General features: G+C 72.1%; 16 protein-coding genes. 11 read left to right on the top strand and 5 right to left on the bottom strand.

Features of this window, described 5'->3' with window-relative positions; all coding sequences use genetic code 11:
* Positions 1 to 114: 114 nt before the first annotated feature.
* From ACH4K1_RS20010 to ACH4K1_RS20020, 3 genes are all read left to right on the top strand, one after another.
* On the top strand, positions 115 to 756 hold the full coding sequence (locus tag ACH4K1_RS20010) for a PadR family transcriptional regulator (protein ID WP_228993045.1): 642 nt from the start codon (positions 115 to 117) through the stop codon (positions 754 to 756).
* 93 nt (positions 757 to 849) lie between these two features.
* Positions 850 to 1,839, top strand: a complete 990-nt coding sequence (locus ACH4K1_RS20015) for an ATP-binding cassette domain-containing protein (protein ID WP_398090623.1) — start codon at positions 850 to 852, stop codon at positions 1,837 to 1,839.
* Positions 1,836 to 2,663 (top strand): ABC transporter permease, encoded by an 828-nt coding sequence (locus ACH4K1_RS20020; protein ID WP_398090624.1) that lies wholly within the window; start codon positions 1,836 to 1,838, stop codon positions 2,661 to 2,663. The genes ACH4K1_RS20015 and ACH4K1_RS20020 overlap by 4 nt, the downstream gene beginning before the upstream one ends.
* A gap of 25 nt (positions 2,664 to 2,688) precedes the next feature.
* Here ACH4K1_RS20020 and ACH4K1_RS20025 read toward each other — a convergent pair whose 3' ends face one another.
* The 3 genes from ACH4K1_RS20025 to wrbA form a co-directional block, all read right to left on the bottom strand.
* Positions 2,689 to 2,853: a hypothetical protein gene (locus tag ACH4K1_RS20025; protein WP_398090625.1), complete on the bottom strand. Its 165-nt coding sequence runs from the start codon at positions 2,851 to 2,853 to the stop codon at positions 2,689 to 2,691.
* Positions 2,854 to 2,888: 35 nt separating this feature from the next.
* Positions 2,889 to 4,316, bottom strand: a complete 1,428-nt coding sequence (locus ACH4K1_RS20030) for a glutamate decarboxylase (RefSeq protein WP_398090626.1) — start codon at positions 4,314 to 4,316, stop codon at positions 2,889 to 2,891.
* 89 nt (positions 4,317 to 4,405) lie between these two features.
* A complete protein-coding gene (wrbA, locus tag ACH4K1_RS20035) occupies positions 4,406 to 5,029 on the bottom strand; it encodes an NAD(P)H:quinone oxidoreductase (protein ID WP_398090627.1) in 624 nt (207 codons plus the stop codon).
* Between the two features lie 494 nt (positions 5,030 to 5,523).
* Between wrbA and ACH4K1_RS20040 the strand changes: the two genes are divergently transcribed.
* Entirely contained in the window at positions 5,524 to 6,240 is a 717-nt protein-coding gene (locus ACH4K1_RS20040; RefSeq protein WP_398090628.1) for a DedA family protein, read from the top strand.
* A gap of 217 nt (positions 6,241 to 6,457) precedes the next feature.
* Here ACH4K1_RS20040 and ACH4K1_RS20045 read toward each other — a convergent pair whose 3' ends face one another.
* Together ACH4K1_RS20045 and ACH4K1_RS20050 are read right to left on the bottom strand one after the other, a co-directional pair.
* Positions 6,458 to 8,161 carry a threonine/serine exporter ThrE family protein gene (locus ACH4K1_RS20045; RefSeq protein WP_398090629.1) on the bottom strand — a complete coding sequence of 568 codons (1,704 nt, stop codon included), beginning with the start codon at positions 8,159 to 8,161 and terminating at the stop codon, positions 6,458 to 6,460.
* Positions 8,162 to 8,391: 230 nt separating this feature from the next.
* Positions 8,392 to 8,886, bottom strand: a complete 495-nt coding sequence (locus tag ACH4K1_RS20050; RefSeq protein WP_003968257.1) for an inorganic diphosphatase — start codon at positions 8,884 to 8,886, stop codon at positions 8,392 to 8,394.
* Between the two features lie 86 nt (positions 8,887 to 8,972).
* Here ACH4K1_RS20050 and dacB point away from each other — a divergent pair, with 86 nt between their 5' ends.
* The 7 genes from dacB (at position 8,973) to ACH4K1_RS20085 (ending at position 17,672) form a co-directional block, all read left to right on the top strand.
* Positions 8,973 to 10,448, top strand: coding sequence for a D-alanyl-D-alanine carboxypeptidase/D-alanyl-D-alanine-endopeptidase (dacB, locus tag ACH4K1_RS20055; protein WP_398090630.1), 1,476 nt, complete (start codon positions 8,973 to 8,975; stop codon positions 10,446 to 10,448).
* A 69-nt stretch (positions 10,449 to 10,517) separates the two neighbouring features.
* Positions 10,518 to 11,651: a zinc-dependent metalloprotease gene (locus ACH4K1_RS20060; RefSeq protein WP_398090631.1), complete on the top strand. Its 1,134-nt coding sequence runs from the start codon at positions 10,518 to 10,520 to the stop codon at positions 11,649 to 11,651.
* A gap of 197 nt (positions 11,652 to 11,848) precedes the next feature.
* On the top strand, positions 11,849 to 12,958 hold the full coding sequence (tilS, locus tag ACH4K1_RS20065) for a tRNA lysidine(34) synthetase TilS (protein WP_398090632.1): 1,110 nt from the start codon (positions 11,849 to 11,851) through the stop codon (positions 12,956 to 12,958).
* A 108-nt stretch (positions 12,959 to 13,066) separates the two neighbouring features.
* Complete coding sequence (gene hpt / locus ACH4K1_RS20070; protein WP_030194046.1) at positions 13,067 to 13,606, top strand: hypoxanthine phosphoribosyltransferase; 540 nt, start codon at positions 13,067 to 13,069, stop codon at positions 13,604 to 13,606.
* Positions 13,607 to 13,789: 183 nt separating this feature from the next.
* Positions 13,790 to 15,841: an ATP-dependent zinc metalloprotease FtsH gene (gene ftsH / locus ACH4K1_RS20075; RefSeq protein ID WP_398090633.1), complete on the top strand. Its 2,052-nt coding sequence runs from the start codon at positions 13,790 to 13,792 to the stop codon at positions 15,839 to 15,841.
* Positions 15,842 to 16,009: 168 nt separating this feature from the next.
* The gene (gene folE, locus ACH4K1_RS20080; protein ID WP_398090634.1) at positions 16,010 to 16,615 is read left to right on the top strand and encodes a GTP cyclohydrolase I FolE; all 606 of its coding nucleotides are present in this window, start codon (positions 16,010 to 16,012) and stop codon (positions 16,613 to 16,615) included.
* 226 nt (positions 16,616 to 16,841) lie between these two features.
* Positions 16,842 to 17,672, top strand: a complete 831-nt coding sequence (locus ACH4K1_RS20085) for a hypothetical protein (RefSeq protein WP_398090635.1) — start codon at positions 16,842 to 16,844, stop codon at positions 17,670 to 17,672.
* Positions 17,673 to 17,800 lie beyond the last annotated feature (128 nt).

Genomic DNA, 17,800 nt, shown 5'->3' on the forward strand with positions numbered 1-17,800 from the left:
GCCGCGGGGGCCTGGGCCCGACCGGTCCGTACGCACTCCCGAGGGCACACCGGGAGCCCGTGCGCAAGCAGACGGGGCTACCCTAGTCAAAATTGAGTAGGAAGATGGGTGCCCATGTCCGCGATCCGGCTGCTGGTCCTCGGCGCCGTCCGTATGCACGGCCGCGCGCACGGCTACCAGGTCCGCAACGACCTGGAGTACTGGGGCGCCCACGAGTGGTCCAACGCCAAGCCCGGGTCGATCTACCACGCCCTGAAGCAGATGGCGAAGCAGGGGCTGCTCCTCGCGCACGAGACGGCCCCTTCCACGGTGGGCGGCCCGCCGCGCACCGAGTACGAGGTCACGGACGAGGGGCTGGAGGAGTACCGCGGCCTGCTGCGGGACGCCCTGCGCACCTACGACCAGAACATGGACGTCCTGTCGGCGGCGGTCGGGTTCATCGTGGACCTCCCCCGCGAGGAGGCGGTCGCGCTGCTCAAGGAGCGCGTCGAGGCCATGAAGGGGTGGCGGAACGCGGTCACCGAGTACTACACGCCGGAAGAGGGCCCCGAATCCCTGGGCCACATCGGCGAGATCATGAACCTGTGGGTGCACTCGGCCGACGCGGGCGCGGAGTGGACCCGGGGGCTGATCGCCCGCATCGAGGGCGGGGCGTACACCTTCGCCGGGGAGGGCGACCCGTTCGTCGGGGTGCTCGCCGACGGTCAGGAGAACCCTTACGCGACCGGGGTCCGGGACCCCGGGGACGACGACTGATCAAGTTTGACTAATAGGGCCCCGGTGGTTATCTTCGAGCTGCTAGTCAAGTTTGACTATGAGGGTGGCGAAGGCCGCGGAAGGTGGGGGATCGTGACCGAGGCGATCGTCATGGACGGCGTGCGCAAGCGGTACGGGGAGAAGCGCGCCCTGGACGGACTGGACCTGGCCGTCGGCGCCGGCACCGTCCACGGGGTGCTGGGCCCCAACGGGGCGGGGAAGACCACCGCCGTACGGATCATGTCGACCCTGCTGCGCCACGACGCGGGCCGGGTGACCGTGGCCGGTCTCGACGTCCGCGAGCGGGCGGGGGAGGTGCGGCGCAGGATCGGGCTGCTCGGGCAGCACGCGGCGCTCGACGAGAAGCTGGGCGGGCGGCAGAACCTGGAGATGTTCGGACGCCTGTTCCACCTGGGCGCACGCCGGGCGGGCAGCCGGGCGGACGAGCTGCTGGAGCGGTTCGGCCTCGCCGACACCGGGAGCAAGGCGGTCCAGCGGTACAGCGGCGGCATGCGCAGGCGGCTCGACCTGGCAGCGTCGCTGATCACCGACCCGGAGGTGCTGTTCCTGGACGAGCCCACGACCGGCCTCGACCCGCGGGGCCGGACCGAGGTGTGGGAGGCGGTGCGGTCCCTGGTCGGCGGCGGCACCACGGTGCTGTTGACCACGCAGTACCTGGAGGAGGCGGACCAGTTGGCCGACCGGATCTCCGTGATCGACGACGGCCGGGCGGTCGCCGAGGGCACCCCCGACCAGCTGAAGGCCCACGTCGGCGGCGACCGGATCGACGTCGTCCTGCGCGACGCGGCCCGGCTGGCGGAGGCCGCCGCGCTGCTCGGCGGCGACGGCCTGGTGCTCGACCCCGACCGGCGCCTGATCAGTGCGCCCGCCCCGGACCGGATGGCGGCCCTGACCCGGACGGTACGGGTGCTGGAGGAGGGGGGCGTCGAGGCGGAGGACATCGCGGTACGCCGCCCGACCCTGGACGAGGTGTTCCTGGCCCTGACCGGGCGGCCCGGCGAGGAACACGGTGCGGACCGGAGCGCCCGAGACCGTACGGACCGGGCGGAGGCGGCGGCATGAGCGCGACGACGACGGCGGCCCCCGGGGCGGGCGGCGCCTCCTCGCGGATCGGCTGGGCGCTGGCCGACTCCTGGACGATGACCCGCCGGGAACTGGCGCACTGGGCCCGGCAGCCCGTCGCGGTCCTGGTCAACCTGGTCTTCCCGGTGATGCTGCTCCTGATGTTCACCTATCTGGTCGGCGGCGGCCGGGGCGTGGACGGCGACCCCACCGAGTACCTGGTCCCCGGGATGCTCGCCCTGACGATGGCCTTCGGCCTGGAGAGCACGATGCTCGCGGTCACCCAGGACCTCGGCAAGGGGGTCATCGACCGCTTCCGCTCGATGCCGATGGTCCCGGGGGCGGTGCTGGTCGGCCGCAGCGCGGCGGACATGCTCCAGTCGGTCGCCGCGCTCGCGGTGATGACCGGCGTCGGGTACGCGGTCGGCTGGCGCTGGCACCACGGCCCGGACGCCGCCCTGGCCGCGATGGGGCTGCTGCTCCTGCTGCGGTTCGCGATGCTCTGGGTCGGCATCCACCTCGCCATGGTGGCGGGGCGGCCGGAGATGGTCTCGGCGGTCCAGATCCTGGTCTGGCCGGTCGGCTTCCTCTCCAACGTCTTCGCCGCCCCCGAGTCGATGCCGGCCTGGCTGGGCGCGGCCGTCGAGTGGAACCCGATGTCCGCGACGGCCACCGCCGTACGGGAGCTGTTCGGCAACCCCGGCGGCGCGACCGGCTCCTGGGCCGCCGAGCACGCCGGGCTCCTGGCCGTCCTCTGGCCGCTGGCGATCGTCGCGGTGTTCTTCCCCCTGGCGGTGAGGAGGTTCGCCCGGCTCGGCCGTTAGCCGGGCCCGGCCGCCCGCCCGCCCGTCAGACGGTCCGGCCCTGGCCGTGGACCGAGGAGTCGCGGATCTTCACGAACTCCCCGGTCGCCACGCCGGGCGCCGGACTCGCCGGCTCCAGGCCGGGGAGGCGCTTCGTGAGCCGCTTCGCCATGGCTCGGTAGGTCGCGAAGGCGGGTCCGCCGAAGATCACGGCTTTGACGGGGGGAAGGGCCTTCGAGACGGACTTCAGTGGTGGAACGCCGTCGAGGCCGACCGGTCCCGGCTCAGCGGGTGGCTCTGGGCGCGCAGTTCGGGCAGCAGCAGCCTCAGGTCCTCGATCAGCAGCCCGGCCAGGTCCGAGGAGAACCCGTTGCGGCACACCACCCGCAGCACCGAGAGGTCCTGCCGGTCGGCCGGGAACGTGTAAGCGGGCACCAGCCAGCCCCGCTCGCGCAGCCGCCGCGACACGTCGAAGACGTCGTACGCGTGGACGTCGTCCTTGGTCGTGAAGGCGAACACCGGCAACTGGTCGCCCCGGGTGAGGAGCCGGAAGTCGCCCAGCTCCTCCACCGCCCGCGCCAGCCCGCGGGCCACGTCCCGGGACGCCTGCTGGACCGCCCGGTAGCCCTCGTGCCCGAGGCGCAGGAACGTGTAGTACTGCGCGACCACCTGCGCCCCGGGCCGCGAGAAGTTCAGGGCGAACGTGGGCATCTCGCCGCCCAGGTAGTCGACCCGGAAGACCAGCTCCTCGGGCAGCGCCTCCGCCGTCCGCCACAGCACCCAGCCGACGCCCGGGTAGACGAGCCCGTACTTGTGTCCCGACGTGTTGATCGACGCCACCCTCGGCAGCCGGAAGTCCCACTCCAGCTCCGGGTCGAGGAAGGGCGCCACCATCGCGCCGGAGGCCCCGTCCACGTGGACCGGGACGTCGAGGCCGGTGCGCTCCTGGAGGGCGTCCAGGGCCGCGCACAGCTCCGCGATCGGCTCGTAGGAGCCGTCGAAGGTGGAGCCGAGGATGCCGACCACCCCGATGGTGTTCTCGTCGCACAGCTCGACGGCGGCCTTCGGGTCGAGGTGGAAGCGGTCGCCGTCCATCGGGACCTGCCGGGCCTCCACCTCCCAGAAGGCGCAGAACTTCTCCCAGCAGACCTGCACGTTGACGCCCATCACCAGATTGGGCTTCGCCGTCGCCGGGTAGCGGTCCGCGTTCCGCCGGGCCCAACGCCGTTTCAGGGCCAGCCCCGCGAGCATGCACGCCTCGCTGGACCCGGTGGTCGAGCACCCCACGGCCGTCGCCGGGTCGGGGGCGTTCCACAGGTCGGCGAGCATCGCCACGCAGCGCCGCTCCAGCTCGGCGGTGCGCGGGTACTCGTCCTTGTCGATCATGTTCTTGTCCCGGCACTCGCTCATCAGGACGTCGGCCTGGGGCTCCATCCAGGTGGTGACGAACGTGGCCAGGTTGAGCCGGGAGTTGCCGTCGAGCATCAGCTCGTCGTGGACCAGCCGGTACGCGGTCGGCGGCGGCAGCGGCCTGTCGGGCAGCCGGTGGCGGGGCGGCGCCGTGGTCATCGCCGCCGTCGGGTCCGCCTCGCCGTAGAACGGGTTCAGGGCGAGCCTGCGCCGTTCGTCGGAGGGCTCGTCCCCGTCCGGGTGGGCACCGCGGTGGAGCGGCATGGTGGAGGCCCTTCTCTGCGCCGGCGCGCACTCGGCGCTCGCCGGTGCGCGGGGTCGGTGGGTGGGGCCGGTACGGCGGCCGGGCGGGATCAGCCCTCGGCGGCCAGGTCGGCCTTGAGCGCCCGGGTGACCTTCACGACCCGCTCGGCCTGCACGCGGGCGGCGGTGAGCGTCTGCTCGCCGACCGGGATGTCGCCCTGCCCGGACACGTGCGACGTGCCGTACGGGTTGCCGTCGACGAACTTCGACGGATCGGTGTACCCCGGCGCGACGAGGATGCCGCCGAAGTGGTGGACCGTGTTGTAGAGCGCGAGCAGCGTGGACTCCTGGCCGCCGTGGGCGGTGGAGCTGGAGGTGAACCCGCTGTAGACCTTGTCGGCGAGCTGCCCGGACTGCCACAGCCCGCCGAGCGTGTCGATGAACTGCTTGAGCTGGGCGGCGATGTTCCCGTACCGGGTCGGTGAACCGAAGATCACCGCGTCCGCCCAGACCATGTCGTCCGGCGACACCTCGGGGATCTCCGCGGTCGCGCGGGCGTTCTCGGCCCACGCGGGGTTGGAGTCGATCGCCGCCTGCGGGGCCAGCTCCGCCGCCCGGCGCAGCCGCACCTGGGCTCCGGCCCGCTCCGCGTCCTCGGCGATGGCCTGCGCGATCCGCGCGATGGTGCCGGTGGAGGAGTAGTAGACGACGGCGACGGTGACGGGCGTGGACATACGGGGACCTCCGGCGAAGCGGCAGCTGGTAGCGGTAGCGAACGGTGTCAGCGGATGACGCGGAAGCGTATCGGTGCGCAACGGTACAGAAGGCGCGATTCAGACAGTACGGATATTCGGTGTGTTCGGCACGGCGAGCGGGCCCTTTCCGGGGCCGTGCGCGGCGGGAGGCGGGCGTCTTCTCCCCCGCCGCGTACGGCGGGGGCGCGGTGCGGCGCCGTGTCCGTGCCCGGCTCGGGGCCTTCCCTCCGGCCGCGTACGCCCCCGGCCTCACCGCGGCGGCCGCGCCCGTCCGCCCCGGCTCGCCCCTCGCCGACCGCCGCCGGACCCCTCCGCGCCCCTGTCCGCGGCACCTCCCGCGATCGGCTTCCGGCCGCTTCGTAGGATGCGCATTCCCGCTGTACGCCACTGGAACCACCGGCACGCATCGGGCGTTGATAGCTTGGGGCGGCCACAGTGCCGCCATCGCACCCCTCATTCTGGAGCCCGGACCCTTGAATACGCTTGCGCTCGGACCGAGCTGGCTGGACCCGGACTATCTGCTCAACACGTTCGGGCTCCCCGGCCTGCTCCTCATCGTCTTCGCCGAGTCCGGACTCCTCATCGGGTTCTTCCTGCCCGGCGACTCGCTGCTGTTCACCACGGGACTCCTGGTGACCACGGGCCAGCTGAAGTACCCGCTCTGGCTGGTCTGCACCCTGATCGCCGTGGCCGCGATCGTCGGCGACCAGGTGGGCTACCTCTTCGGCCGCAAGGTCGGCCCGGCCCTCTTCAAGCGCCCCGACTCCCGCCTCTTCAAGCAGGAGAACGTGGAGAAGGCCCACGAGTTCTTCGAGAAGCACGGCCCGAAGTCCCTGGTCCTGGCCCGGTTCGTGCCCATCGTGCGCACCTTCACCCCGATCATCGCGGGCGTCAGCCGGATGAACTACCGCTCCTTCATCACGTACAACGTCGTCGGCGCGATCCTCTGGGGCGTCGGCGTCACCGTCCTCGGCGCCCTGCTCGGCAAGATCGACTTCGTGCACGAGCACATCGAGATGATCCTCATCCTGATCGTGCTCATCTCCGTGGTGCCGATCGTGATCGAGGTCCTGCGCGCCCGCAGCCAGGGCAAGAAGGCCGCAGCCCTGGAGGGCGACGGCCCCGGCCGGCCCCCGGCGGGCGGCAACGGCCCCTCCTCCGGCCAGCGCGGCCGGCACGCCAAGCGCTGACCCCGCCCCCGTACGCGAACGTGCGAGCGCCCCGCCCCGGGATATTCCGGGGCGGGGCGCTCTCGTGTCTGCGGCGGGCGGCCCTTTCGCACGGCGCGCGAACCCGGGCCAAGCGCGCGAACCCGGCCCCAGCGGGCGGGCCCCGGTCCGGACACGCGGCTCCGGTCCGGACACGCGGCCCCGGAACGCGCCCGGGGCCCGCCGGGCGGGCGGCGGCTCAGAACCCCCTGGTCCGCTTCGCCGCCCGGCGGCTCGCCCCGCCCACCGCCCCAGGCAGCCCCATGAACAGCCGCGAGATCTCGCTCCCCAGGTTCACCCCGATCGCGATCGCCAGCGCCGTCGCGACGGCCGTCGACAGCGAGGCGAGCCCGGCGTCCAACTCGTTCTGCGCCACGCCCAGCAGACCGAAGTACGTCGCCGAACCGGGCAGCAGCGGGCCGATCGCCGCCGTGATGTACGGCAGCGAGGAGGTGAACCGGTAGCGCGAGAACAGCTGGCCGAACAGCCCCACCAGCCCGGCCGCCACCGCCGTCGCCGCGACCGGCGAGATGCCCCCGGTCCGCGCCAGCGCCCCGAAGATGATCCAGGCCACGCCGCCGTTCAGGGTGACCGCCAGCACCGTCGACCGCTCCTGCTGGAGCAGCACGGCGAAGGCCAGGCTCAGCGCCATCGACGCCAGGATCTGCACCACCGGCTCGTTGTACGGCGTGAACCGGGCCTCCGGATTGAGCTCCGCCCCCAGCTGGAGCCCCAGGTACAGCACGATCAGCACGCCCGCGACGATGCCGATGAAGAAGTACATGACCTCCAGGAGGCGGGCCGCGGCGGTGATGTAGTAGCCGGTCAGCCCGTCCTGCACCCCCGCCACCAGCGCCCGCCCCGGCAGCAGCGCGAACAGCCCACCGGTGATCACCGCGGAGGGCCGGATGTCCGTCGAGTGGGTCAGCGTCAGCGCCACCCCCATCGCGGCCGGCGGCATCGCGGCCACCGTGAACTGGTAGAACTCCGGCAGCCCGCGCCCCGCGCACAGCCACGCCAGCCGGTCGCCGAGCATCGCGCCCGCCGCCGCCACCAGGAACACCAGCACCCCGCCGCCCACCAGCACCGAGGCCGAACCGGCCAGCAGCCCGGCCGCCGCCGTCAGCACCCAGCCGGGGTAGGGGTGGCGGTTGCGGCGGATCTCCGCGAGCCGCCGGTAGGCCTCCTCCAGCGACACCTCCGCGTCCGGGCTGGTGATGTCGTCCACCAGCCGGAACACGGCCGCCAGCCGGGTGTAGTCGGTGCCCCGGCGGCGCACCGTACGGCTCGCCGTCACCGGGTCGTCGACCAGCGACGGCTGGTGCGAGATGGACAGCAGCGTGAACGTCACCGTCGGCTCGCTGCGGTCGAGCCCGTAGGACCGGGTCACCGCGAACATCGCCGCCTCGACGTCCTCGGCCCCCTCGCCGCCCGCCAGCAGCAGCTCCCCGATACGCAGCGTCAGGTCGAGCACGCGCGGCACCGCGGGGCCGGTCTCGTCGTCGGTGCGCTGGATCGACTCCACCGCGGGGCGCTCGGTCACCGGCATGCGCAGCATCGTGCGCATCCGGTCCTGCCAGGGCGCCTCCTTGGTCAACTTGACCATCGGAATGCCCTGCGCGGGAGTGAACGCCGGCGGCGACTGCTGGGCCTTGTACGTGCTCGGCGGGGTGAAGGCGGACGTCAGCGTGTCGGAGTTCGAGCCGCCCCCGGAACCGCCGCCGGACCCCGGCGAACCGCTCGGCTCCGGCTGCACCCCGGTCGGAAGGGCGAATTCCGACGTCGGATGGTCCTCCTCGGGCGGCGACGCCGGCTGCATCGTCCCGGCGGGCGGAGCGAAAGCGCTCCGTGCCTCGTCGGACTGGGGCTTCTGGTCCTCGGGACCGCCCGGTTCCGCCACCACTCGACCTCGTTCCTGCTCGACTGCACGTCACTGGGGGTGCCCCGCCGCACGTGTGCCCAGTATGGCCACCCGCATGGGTGCCGCACGTGCGCGGACCACCCCTCCCGCGCGCCTCCCCCGGCGCCGGCCGGGCGGACGCGCGGACAGCGGAACGGGCGGCACACCCGCGAAGGTGTACCGCCCGTTCCACGACGGCCGTCCGGCTCAGCGAGAGAACCGGAAGGAGTGCGTCAGTGCGCGCCGCCCTGCGCCTCGAGGCGCTTGTACGAAGCCTCGATCTCGGCCTCCGCCTCGGCGCGGCCGACCCAGTCGGCGCCCTCGACGGACTTGCCCGGCTCCAGGTCCTTGTAGACCTCGAAGAAGTGCTGGATCTCCAGGCGGTCGAACTCCGACACGTGGTGGATGTCGCGCAGGTGCTCCACGCGCGGGTCGGACGCCGGGACGCAGAGCAGCTTGTCGTCGCCGCCCGCCTCGTCGGTCATCCGGAACATGCCGATGGCACGGCACTTGATGAGGCAACCGGGGAAGGTCGGCTCGTCCAGGATGACGAGCGCGTCCAGCGGGTCGCCGTCCTCGCCGAGGGTGTTCTCGACGAAGCCGTAGTCGGCCGGGTAGCTGGTCGAGGTGAAGAGTCGACGGTCCAGGCGGATCCGACCGGTCTCGTGGTCCACCTCGTACTTGTTCCGCGAACCCTTCGGGATCTCGATGGTGACGTCGAACTCCACGGGTGGCTCCTCCATGATCAACACATACGACTGGTGATTAAGTGTCCCCCACGCAGAAGAGTGCTCGCGAAAGGGGCTGGTCAGCGGTGGCCGAGCAGGTGGAAGAACCGTCGGTGCGCCCCTCGGACCCGTGGGGCGGGCCGAAGATCCTGACGAGGAAGCGCAACGGGTCGTACACCTGGCAGGTGATCGCGGGCTCCGCGACGCTCGGCCTGGCCGTGGCCGCCGGCGCCGTCCTCGCCGCCGGCCCCTGGGACAACGGTCAGCGTAAGGCCGAGCGGGCCCTGGCAGTCACCGCCGACCGGACAGGTGGCGCACATCACGGCCGCACCGCCCCCGACGGCCCCCGCCCGGCCCCCAGCGCCCCCGCCGTCCTCCCCGCCCTCGGCACCGCCGACCGGGACGCCCCCCAGGACCCCGCCGGGCTCCGCGACGCCCTCGCCCCGCTGATCGGCGCACCCGGACTCGGGAACGAGCTCGCCGCGTCCGTCATCGACACCGCCACCGGCGAGCAGCTGTACGGACACGGCGCCACCACCCCGATGACCCCGGCCTCCACCGTCAAGATCGCCACCACCGTCGCGGCCCTCTCCGTCCTCGGCCCCGACCACCGCATCGCCACCACCGCCGCGCTCTCCCCCGACTCCCGCACCCTGACCCTGGTCGGCGGCGGCGACCCCACGCTCAGCGAGGCGGACCTGCGCTCGATGGCCGCCCAGGCCGCCCGGGCCCTGCGCGAGGAGGACCGGGACTCCGTCCGCCTCGCCTACGACGTCTCCCGCTACACCGGCCCCGTACTCCACCCGATCAGCCCCAACGAGAACATCGCTCCCGTCACCGCCCTGATGGTGGACGAGGGCCGCCTCGACGACACGGACCGCGGCCCCGCCGACCGCACCGACGACCCGGCCGGCGACGCCGCCCGCGCCTTCGCCCGGGCCCTGGAGAAGACGGGCGTCCAGGTCGCCGGCGCCCCCCGCGAGGCCCGCGCGGCCACCTCCGCCCGCACCGTCGCGACCCACCGCTCGGCCCCGCTCTCCGCCCTCGCCGAGCGCACCCTCACCAACAGCGACAACGACATCGCCGAAGCCCTCGCCCGGCAGACCGCCATCGCCAAGGGCGAGAAGGCGTCCTTCGCGGGCGCCGGCCGCGCCGTCACCAACGAACTCAAGAAGCTCCAGCTCCCCGTCGCCGGGGCCCGCTTCGCCGACGGCAGCGGCCTGGACCGCGCGGGCCGGGTCACCCCCGCCCTCCTGACCGCCCTCCTCGCCCGCGCCGCAGACCCCGACCGCCCGGGGCTGCGCCCCGCCCTCACCGGCCTCCCGATCGCCGGATTCAGCGGCACCCTCGGCGGCCGCTACGAGCGGGACGCGGCGGGCACCGGCCTGATCCGCGCCAAGACCGGCACCCTCCGGGGCGTCAACTCCCTCGCCGGGACCGTCGTCGACCGGAAGGGCCGGCTGCTCGCCTTCGCCTTCCTCGCCTCCGGCAGCGTCTCCGCCGCCGCGGCCGAACCCGCCCTCGACGCCCTGGCCACCGCCCTCGCCGGAACGGGCGGCTGAGGACGGGGCCGCACCCGACGAGCGCCCAAGACCCCACCACCGGACGACGGGCTCACGTACGGTTGACGCATGACGAGCATCGGTGGTGCCCAGATGGTCGACTGGAATCTCGCGGTGGCGACCGCGACCCGGCTCGTACGTCCCGGGCCCGACATCAGCCGCGAGGAGGCCCGCGCCGTCGTCGCGGAGCTCCGCCGCCACGCCAAGGCGTCCGAGGAGCACGTCCGGGAGTTCACCCGGATGGTCCCCGAAGGGGTCGAACCCGAGGACACCCCCGTCCTCGTCGTCGACCGCCCCGGCTGGATCAAGGCCAACGTGGCGGGCTTCCGCGAACTCCTGAAGCCCCTGCTCGCCAAGATGGAGGACCGCCGCCCCGGCGGACCCGGCGGCGCCGTCCTCGGCGCGGTCGGCGGCAAGGTCACCGGCGTCGAGCTGGGGCTGCTGCTCTCCTTCCTCGCCTCCCGGGTGCTCGGCCAGTACGAGACCTTCGCCCCCGCCACCCGGGCGCTGCCCGCCTCCGCCGACGGCGGCGGCCGACTCCTCCTCGTCGCCCCCAACATCGTCCACGTCGAACGCGAACTGGACGTCGACCCGCACGACTTCCGGCTCTGGGTCGCCCTCCACGAGGAGACCCACCGCACCCAGTTCACCGGCGTGCCCTGGCTCCGCGACCACCTCCAGGGCGAGATCCAGGCCTTCCTCGACGAGACCGACGTCGACCCGATGACCTTCCTGGAACGCCTCCGCGAGGCCGCCCAGTCCCTCGCCGGCGGCCGGCCCGAGGGCGAGGAGGGCGAGAGCGGGGGCCGCAGCCTCGTCGACATCGTCCAGACCCCCGCCCAGCGCGAGGTCCTCGGCCGCCTCACCGCCGTCATGTCCCTCCTCGAAGGGCACGCGGACTACGTCATGGACGGCGTCGGCCCCGGCGTCGTCGGCTCGGTCTCCGAGATCCGGGAGAAGTTCCAGCAGCGCCGCGCCCAGGGCGCCGGCCGCCTCGACCAGGCCCTGCGCAAGCTCCTCGGCCTCGACGCCAAGCTGCGCCAGTACAAGGACGGCGAGAAGTTCGTGCGATCGGTCGTCGACGAGGTCGGCATGGACGGCTTCAACCGCGTCTGGACCTCGCCCAACACCCTTCCGACCAAGGCGGAGATCTCCCGGCCCGCCGACTGGGTCGCGCGCGTGCACCGTAAGGCCGAATCCTGACCATCGGACGGCCCGAATACTCCTGAGGGACCGATATTCGACCCCTAATCACCCATCCGAGGGACCATGGAGCCACGGGAAGGCGTGCAATGCTCGATGAACAGCTTGCCTCTGTCACCATCGACGCACTCTGAGTGACGGGACTCACGCGTTCCGGCGCTCGACGCTCCTCCCGAACTCCACGAAGGGCACCGGACATGGGTCCCCATCCTGCGGTCGCGGCGATACGCCTGGCGGTCCGCCGCGTACTCCACGACGTCCTCACCGATTTCCACCGGCACGCCGGAGACGACCGGCCCGCCGCCGCGAAGCACACCGCGCACGCCGCCCGCTCCCGCCGCGCCGAGGCCGCCCCGGCGGGCGGCGCCCGCGCAGCCCTCCCCGAACGGCCCGGCGCCCCGCTCGTCCTCGTCGCCTGCTCCGGCGGCGCCGACTCCATGGCGCTCGCCTCCGCACTCGCCTTCGAGGCCCGCCGACTCGGCGTCCGGGCCGGCGGCATCACCGTCGACCACAACCTCCAGCAGGGTTCCGCACTCCGCGCCACCGAGGTCGTCACCCGGCTCGCCGCCATGGAACTCGACCCCGTCGAGGCCGTCGCCGTGCACGTCGGACGCGAGGGCGGCCCCGAGGCCGCCGCCCGCGACGCCCGCTACGCCGCGCTGGACGCCGCCGCCGAACGCCACGGCGCCGCCGCCGTCCTGCTCGGCCACACCCGCGACGACCAGGCCGAGACCGTCCTCCTCGGCCTCGCCCGCGGCTCCGGCATCCGCTCGCTCTCCGGCATGGCCGACGCCTCCGGGCCGGCCGGCCGCTACCGCCGCCCCTTCCTCCAACTCGACCGTCAGACCGTCCGCAAGGCGTGCCTGGTCCAGTCGATCCCCGTCTGGGACGACCCGCACAACATCGACCCCGCCTACACCCGCTCCCGGCTGCGCCACGAAGGGCTGCCCGCGCTGGAGAAGGCGCTCGGCAAGGGCGTCGTCGAGGCCCTCGCCCGTACCGCCCGGCTCTCCCGCGACGACGCCGACGCCCTGGACGCCTGGGCCGCCGAGGCCGAGCTGTCCGTACGCGACGAGACCGGGGGCCTGGAGTGCGCCGCCCTCTACGCCCTGCCCCCCGCCGTACGCCGCCGGGTGCTGCGCCGAGCCCTCATCGGGGCCGGGTCGCCCGCCGGCTCCCTCTTCGCCCGGCACCTGGAAGAAGTCGACCGCCTGATCACCGGCTGGCGCGGCCAGGGGGCCATCAATCTGCCCGGCCGCGTCGAGGCGATGCGGCAGGGTGGCAGACTGGTCATTCGGCAGAGCTGACGCGCGAGCGGCTGAAGTGCAGGCGAACCGCCGCCGGTCCGGGCGCACCCGGGCCGGCGGGCCAGGCCGTCGGCAGCACAGAAAGAGACGTGGGTGAACGAGAAGGACATGGGTACCGACCTTCAGTCGGTGCTCCTCACCAAGGAAGAGATCGACGCGAAGCTCGTCGAGCTGGCCGCGAAGATCGACGCGGAGTACGCGGGCAAGGACCTGCTCATCGTCGGCGTCCTCAAGGGCGCGGTGATGGTCATGGCGGACCTGGCGCGCGCCCTGTCGTCCCCCGTCACCATGGACTGGATGGCCGTCTCCTCGTACGGGGCCGGCACCCAGTCCTCCGGCGTCGTGCGGATCCTCAAGGACCTCGACACCGACATCAAGGGAAAGCACGTCCTGATCGTCGAGGACATCATCGACTCCGGCCTGACGCTGTCCTGGCTGCTGTCCAACCTGGGCTCCCGGGAGCCGGCCTCGCTGGAGGTCTGCACCCTGCTGCGCAAGCCGGATGCCGCAAAGGTCGCCATCGACGTGAAATGGATCGGTTTCGACATCCCCAACGAGTTCGTCGTCGGCTACGGGCTGGACTACGCGGAGAAGTACCGCAACCTGCCCTTCGTCGGCACGCTCGCCCCGCACGTCTACGGCGGCTGACCCCGGCCCGCCCGGCCGGGGAACCCTCGCCGCCCTCGGGCCGTTGAAGCTGCGAAAGCGGGTTTCTCCGCGGCACCCAGCGGTCGGGGGCGCCCATGCTGGGGTACCGTCCGAAGAACACTCTTTTCAAACAGCAGCATTTACCTACGGGCAGGAGGGACGGGGCGTCTTCGCTCCGTATGGATGGACGTGAAGCGATACTTCCGTGGGCCGGTCATGTGGATCGTGCTGGCCGTCCTCGCCGTGGTCGTGTTGATGCAGGTCGTCGGCTCGTCGGGCGGCTACAAGACGGTGGACACCGCCAAGGTGGTCCAGGCGATCAGCAAGGACCAGGTGGAGCAGGCCAAGCTGACCACCGGTGACGAACAAATCCTCAAGGTCGAGCTGAAGGACGGCCAGAAGCTCGAGGGCGAGTCCGGCAGCAAGTTCCAGGCGAGCTACATCGGCAACCAGGGCGTCGAGCTCGCCGACACGCTGCAGAAGAAGTTCGAGTCGGGTGACATCGAGAAGGGTTACACCGTCTCGCCGTCCAAGCAGTCCCCGTTCGTCTCGATCCTCCTCTCGCTGCTGCCCTTCGTCCTCATCGTGGTCGTCTTCCTGTTTCTGATGAACCAGATGCAGGGCGGCGGCTCCAAGGTCATGCAGTTCGGCAAGTCCAAGGCCAAGCTGATCACCAAGGACACCCCCAAGACGACCTTCGCCGACGTGGCGGGGTCCGACGAGGCGGTCGAGGAGCTCCACGAGATCAAGGAGTTCCTCCAGGAGCCGGCGAAGTTCCAGGCCGTCGGCGCCAAGATCCCCAAGGGCGTCCTGCTCTACGGGCCGCCCGGTACGGGCAAGACCCTGCTCGCCCGCGCCGTCGCCGGCGAGGCGGGCGTGCCGTTCTACTCGATCTCCGGCTCCGACTTCGTCGAGATGTTCGTCGGCGTCGGCGCCTCCCGGGTGCGCGACCTCTTCGAGCAGGCCAAGGCGAACGCCCCGGCGATCGTCTTCGTCGACGAGATCGACGCCGTCGGCCGCCACCGCGGCGCCGGCATGGGCGGCGGCCACGACGAGCGCGAGCAGACGCTCAACCAGCTGCTCGTCGAGATGGACGGGTTCGACGTGAAGGGCGGCGTCATCCTGATCGCCGCCACCAACCGGCCGGACATCCTCGACCCGGCGCTGCTGCGCCCGGGACGCTTCGACCGGCAGATCGCGGTCGACCGCCCGGACATGCAGGGCCGGCTGGAGATCCTCAAGGTGCACCAGAAGGGCAAGCCCGTCGCGGAGGACGTCGACCTCGGCGCCGTCGCCCGGCGCACGCCCGGCTTCACCGGCGCCGACCTGTCGAACGTGCTGAACGAAGCGGCGCTCCTGACGGCGCGCAGCGGCAAGAAGCTCATCGACAACGAGAGCCTCGACGAGGCGATCGACCGCGTCGTGGCGGGTCCGCAGAAGCGGACCCGGATCATGTCCGAGAAGGAGAAGAAGATCACCGCGTACCACGAGGGCGGACACGCCCTGGTCGCGGCGGCCTCCCCCCAGTCGGACCCGGTCCACAAGATCACGATCCTCTCCCGCGGCCGCGCCCTCGGTTACACGATGGTGCTCCCGGAGGAGGACAAGTACTCCACGACCCGCAACGAGATGCTCGACCAGCTGGCGTACATGCTGGGCGGGCGCGCGGCCGAGGAGCTGGTCTTCCACGACCCGACCACCGGTGCGGCGAACGACATCGAGAAGGCCACGGCGACGGCCCGCGCGATGGTCACGCAGTACGGCATGACGGAGCGCCTCGGCGCGATCAAGTTCGGCGGCGACAACTCGGAGCCCTTCCTGGGCCGCGAGATGGGCCACCAGCGCGACTACTCGGAAGAGGTCGCGGCCCTGGTCGACGAGGAGGTCAAGAAGCTCATCGAGACCGCCCACAACGACGCGTGGGAGATCCTCGTCGAGAACCGCGACATCCTCGACGCCCTGGTGCTCGAACTCCTGGAGAAGGAGACGCTGGGCAAGGACGAGATCGCGGAGATCTTCGCCCCGATCGTGAAGCGCCCCGCCCGCCCGGCGTGGACCGGATCCGCCCGACGCACCCCGTCGACGCGGCCCCCGGTGCTCTCGCCCAAGGAGCTGGCCCTCACCAACGGCGCCGCCAACGGTTCGGCCACTCCGCCGGAGATCGCCCCGGCGGATCTGACGAAGGACATCGGCTCGTCCACCGAGGCGCTTCCCGAGGACCGTCCCGAGAGCTAGTCCCGGACCGGCCGCCCCGGTGAGACCCCCGTCACGGGGGCCTGACCGGGCCCGGAATGGATGCCGCGCCCCCCAGGTTCTAGCCTGTGGGGGCGCGGCTTTTTCCGTAGGTCCGCGGTGTCCGGTCGCGAATCCACGCACGGGACGGCACAGAGGAACGAGGCACAGATGACCGACCCCGTGACGCTGGACGACCAGGGTCCGATCGGCGCATTCGACGAGAAGCGGGCCGAGGCGGCCGTACGCGAGCTGCTGATCGCCGTCGGCGAGAACCCGGACCGCGAGGGCCTGCGGGAGACCCCGGGACGGGTGGCGCGGGCGTACAAGGAGATCCTGGCCGGTCTGCGGCAGGAGCCCGAGGACGTGCTCACCACGACCTTCGACCTCGGGCACGACGAGATGGTCCTGGTGAAGGACATCGAGATCATGTCGCTCTGCGAACACCACCTGCTGCCCTTCCACGGGGTCGCGCACGTCGGCTACATCCCGGCCGAGACGGGCAAGATCACCGGCCTGTCGAAGCTGGCGCGCCTGGTGGACGTCTTCGCCCGCAGGCCCCAGGTGCAGGAACGACTCACCACGCAGGTGGCGGACTCGCTCATGCGGATCCTGGAGGCGCGGGGCGCGATCGTGGTGATCGAGGCCGAGCACATGTGCATGTCGGTGCGGGGCATCCGCAAGCCCGGGGCGAAGACCACCACGTCGGCCGTACGCGGCCAACTGCGCGACGCCTCGACCCGCGCCGAGGCGATGAGCCTGATACTCGCTCGATAGCCCGCTTTGTCGGTGGCACCGGATACGCTCCTCGGCCTGTGATGGAGAACAGGCCGAGGAGCGTCACATGGGCGGGGGATTACCGAGCAGGCAGACCGTGAACGCGGTGGGGGGACGCCTAAGGGCGCGGGATACAGCCGTCGGCACCGAGCTGTGGACGCTGGACGGGGACCGTGTGGTTCGGACGGCGGTCACGGAAGTGAGGGCCGTCAAGGCGAGAACGGCCGTGCAGGTCGTCACAGACCACGCGGCCTTTACCGTCGCCGGGGATCTCCTGATGGCCACGCCGGACGGCTGGATCCGGGCGGAGGACTCGGCGGGCAGCTCCATCGCGTGGACTCAGGCGCGCAAGCTCTGCCGTGAACGGCCCGCTTTCCGCGTGGGATACGCCTTCGGCTATTTCGTGGGGGCCACCTGCGCGGACGGCACAGTGGGCAAGAACTACGTCTCGCTCGTGGTGAACGACGAAGCGTTCGCCCTTCGGTACGCGCGAAGTCTCACCGAAGCGACAGGGATGGCTGCACGTCCCCAGCCGGTGATACGGCCTTCCGGATATCTGGGGCGGGACATCCCGGGCTTCCGGGTCCGGGTGGTGTCCTCGTACCTCGCCGACGCGCTGCGCCAGTACGCAGGCGGCGACGCGCACCACATGAGGCAAGCGTTTCCCCGGGTCGTGTTGCGGAACCGCGAGGTTTTCGACGGCTTTCTCGACGGGTACGCGGACGGTGACGGATGCCGGGCCAAGCACTGGGCCGGCCGGACTCTGGTCAGTGCCAATGTGCCCTTCCTGGCCGACCTGGCCGAGATCATCGGCGCTCGGTTCACTCCCGGGAGGGAGGGGGCGGCGTCGCATCTGACCGTGGTGGACCGTTGGGCTGACCGCGGAACTTTCCGGCCGGAACACCACGACGCGGATCCGGTGGAATCGAGTTGGGTGACGGTCCAGTCCGTACGGCCCCGGATCGCGCTCGGTAAGCCGTTCACCCTGTACGGGTACCGGCTTCGGCCGTATCCCACGTTTCTGGTGAACGGCCACTTGGTGGGGGTGGCGGCATGAGGCGGGCCCCGGGGGCCGGCCCCCCCCCGGGGGGGGGGCGCCCCCCCCCGGGGGGGGCGGCCCCCCCCCCCCCCCGCCCGGGGGGGGCCCCCCCCCCCCCGCGGCGCCCCCCCCCCCAAAAAAAAAGA

This window comes from Streptomyces sp. NPDC017448 (assembly GCF_044330565.1).
Taxonomy (GTDB): Bacteria; Actinomycetota; Actinomycetes; order Streptomycetales; family Streptomycetaceae; genus Streptomyces.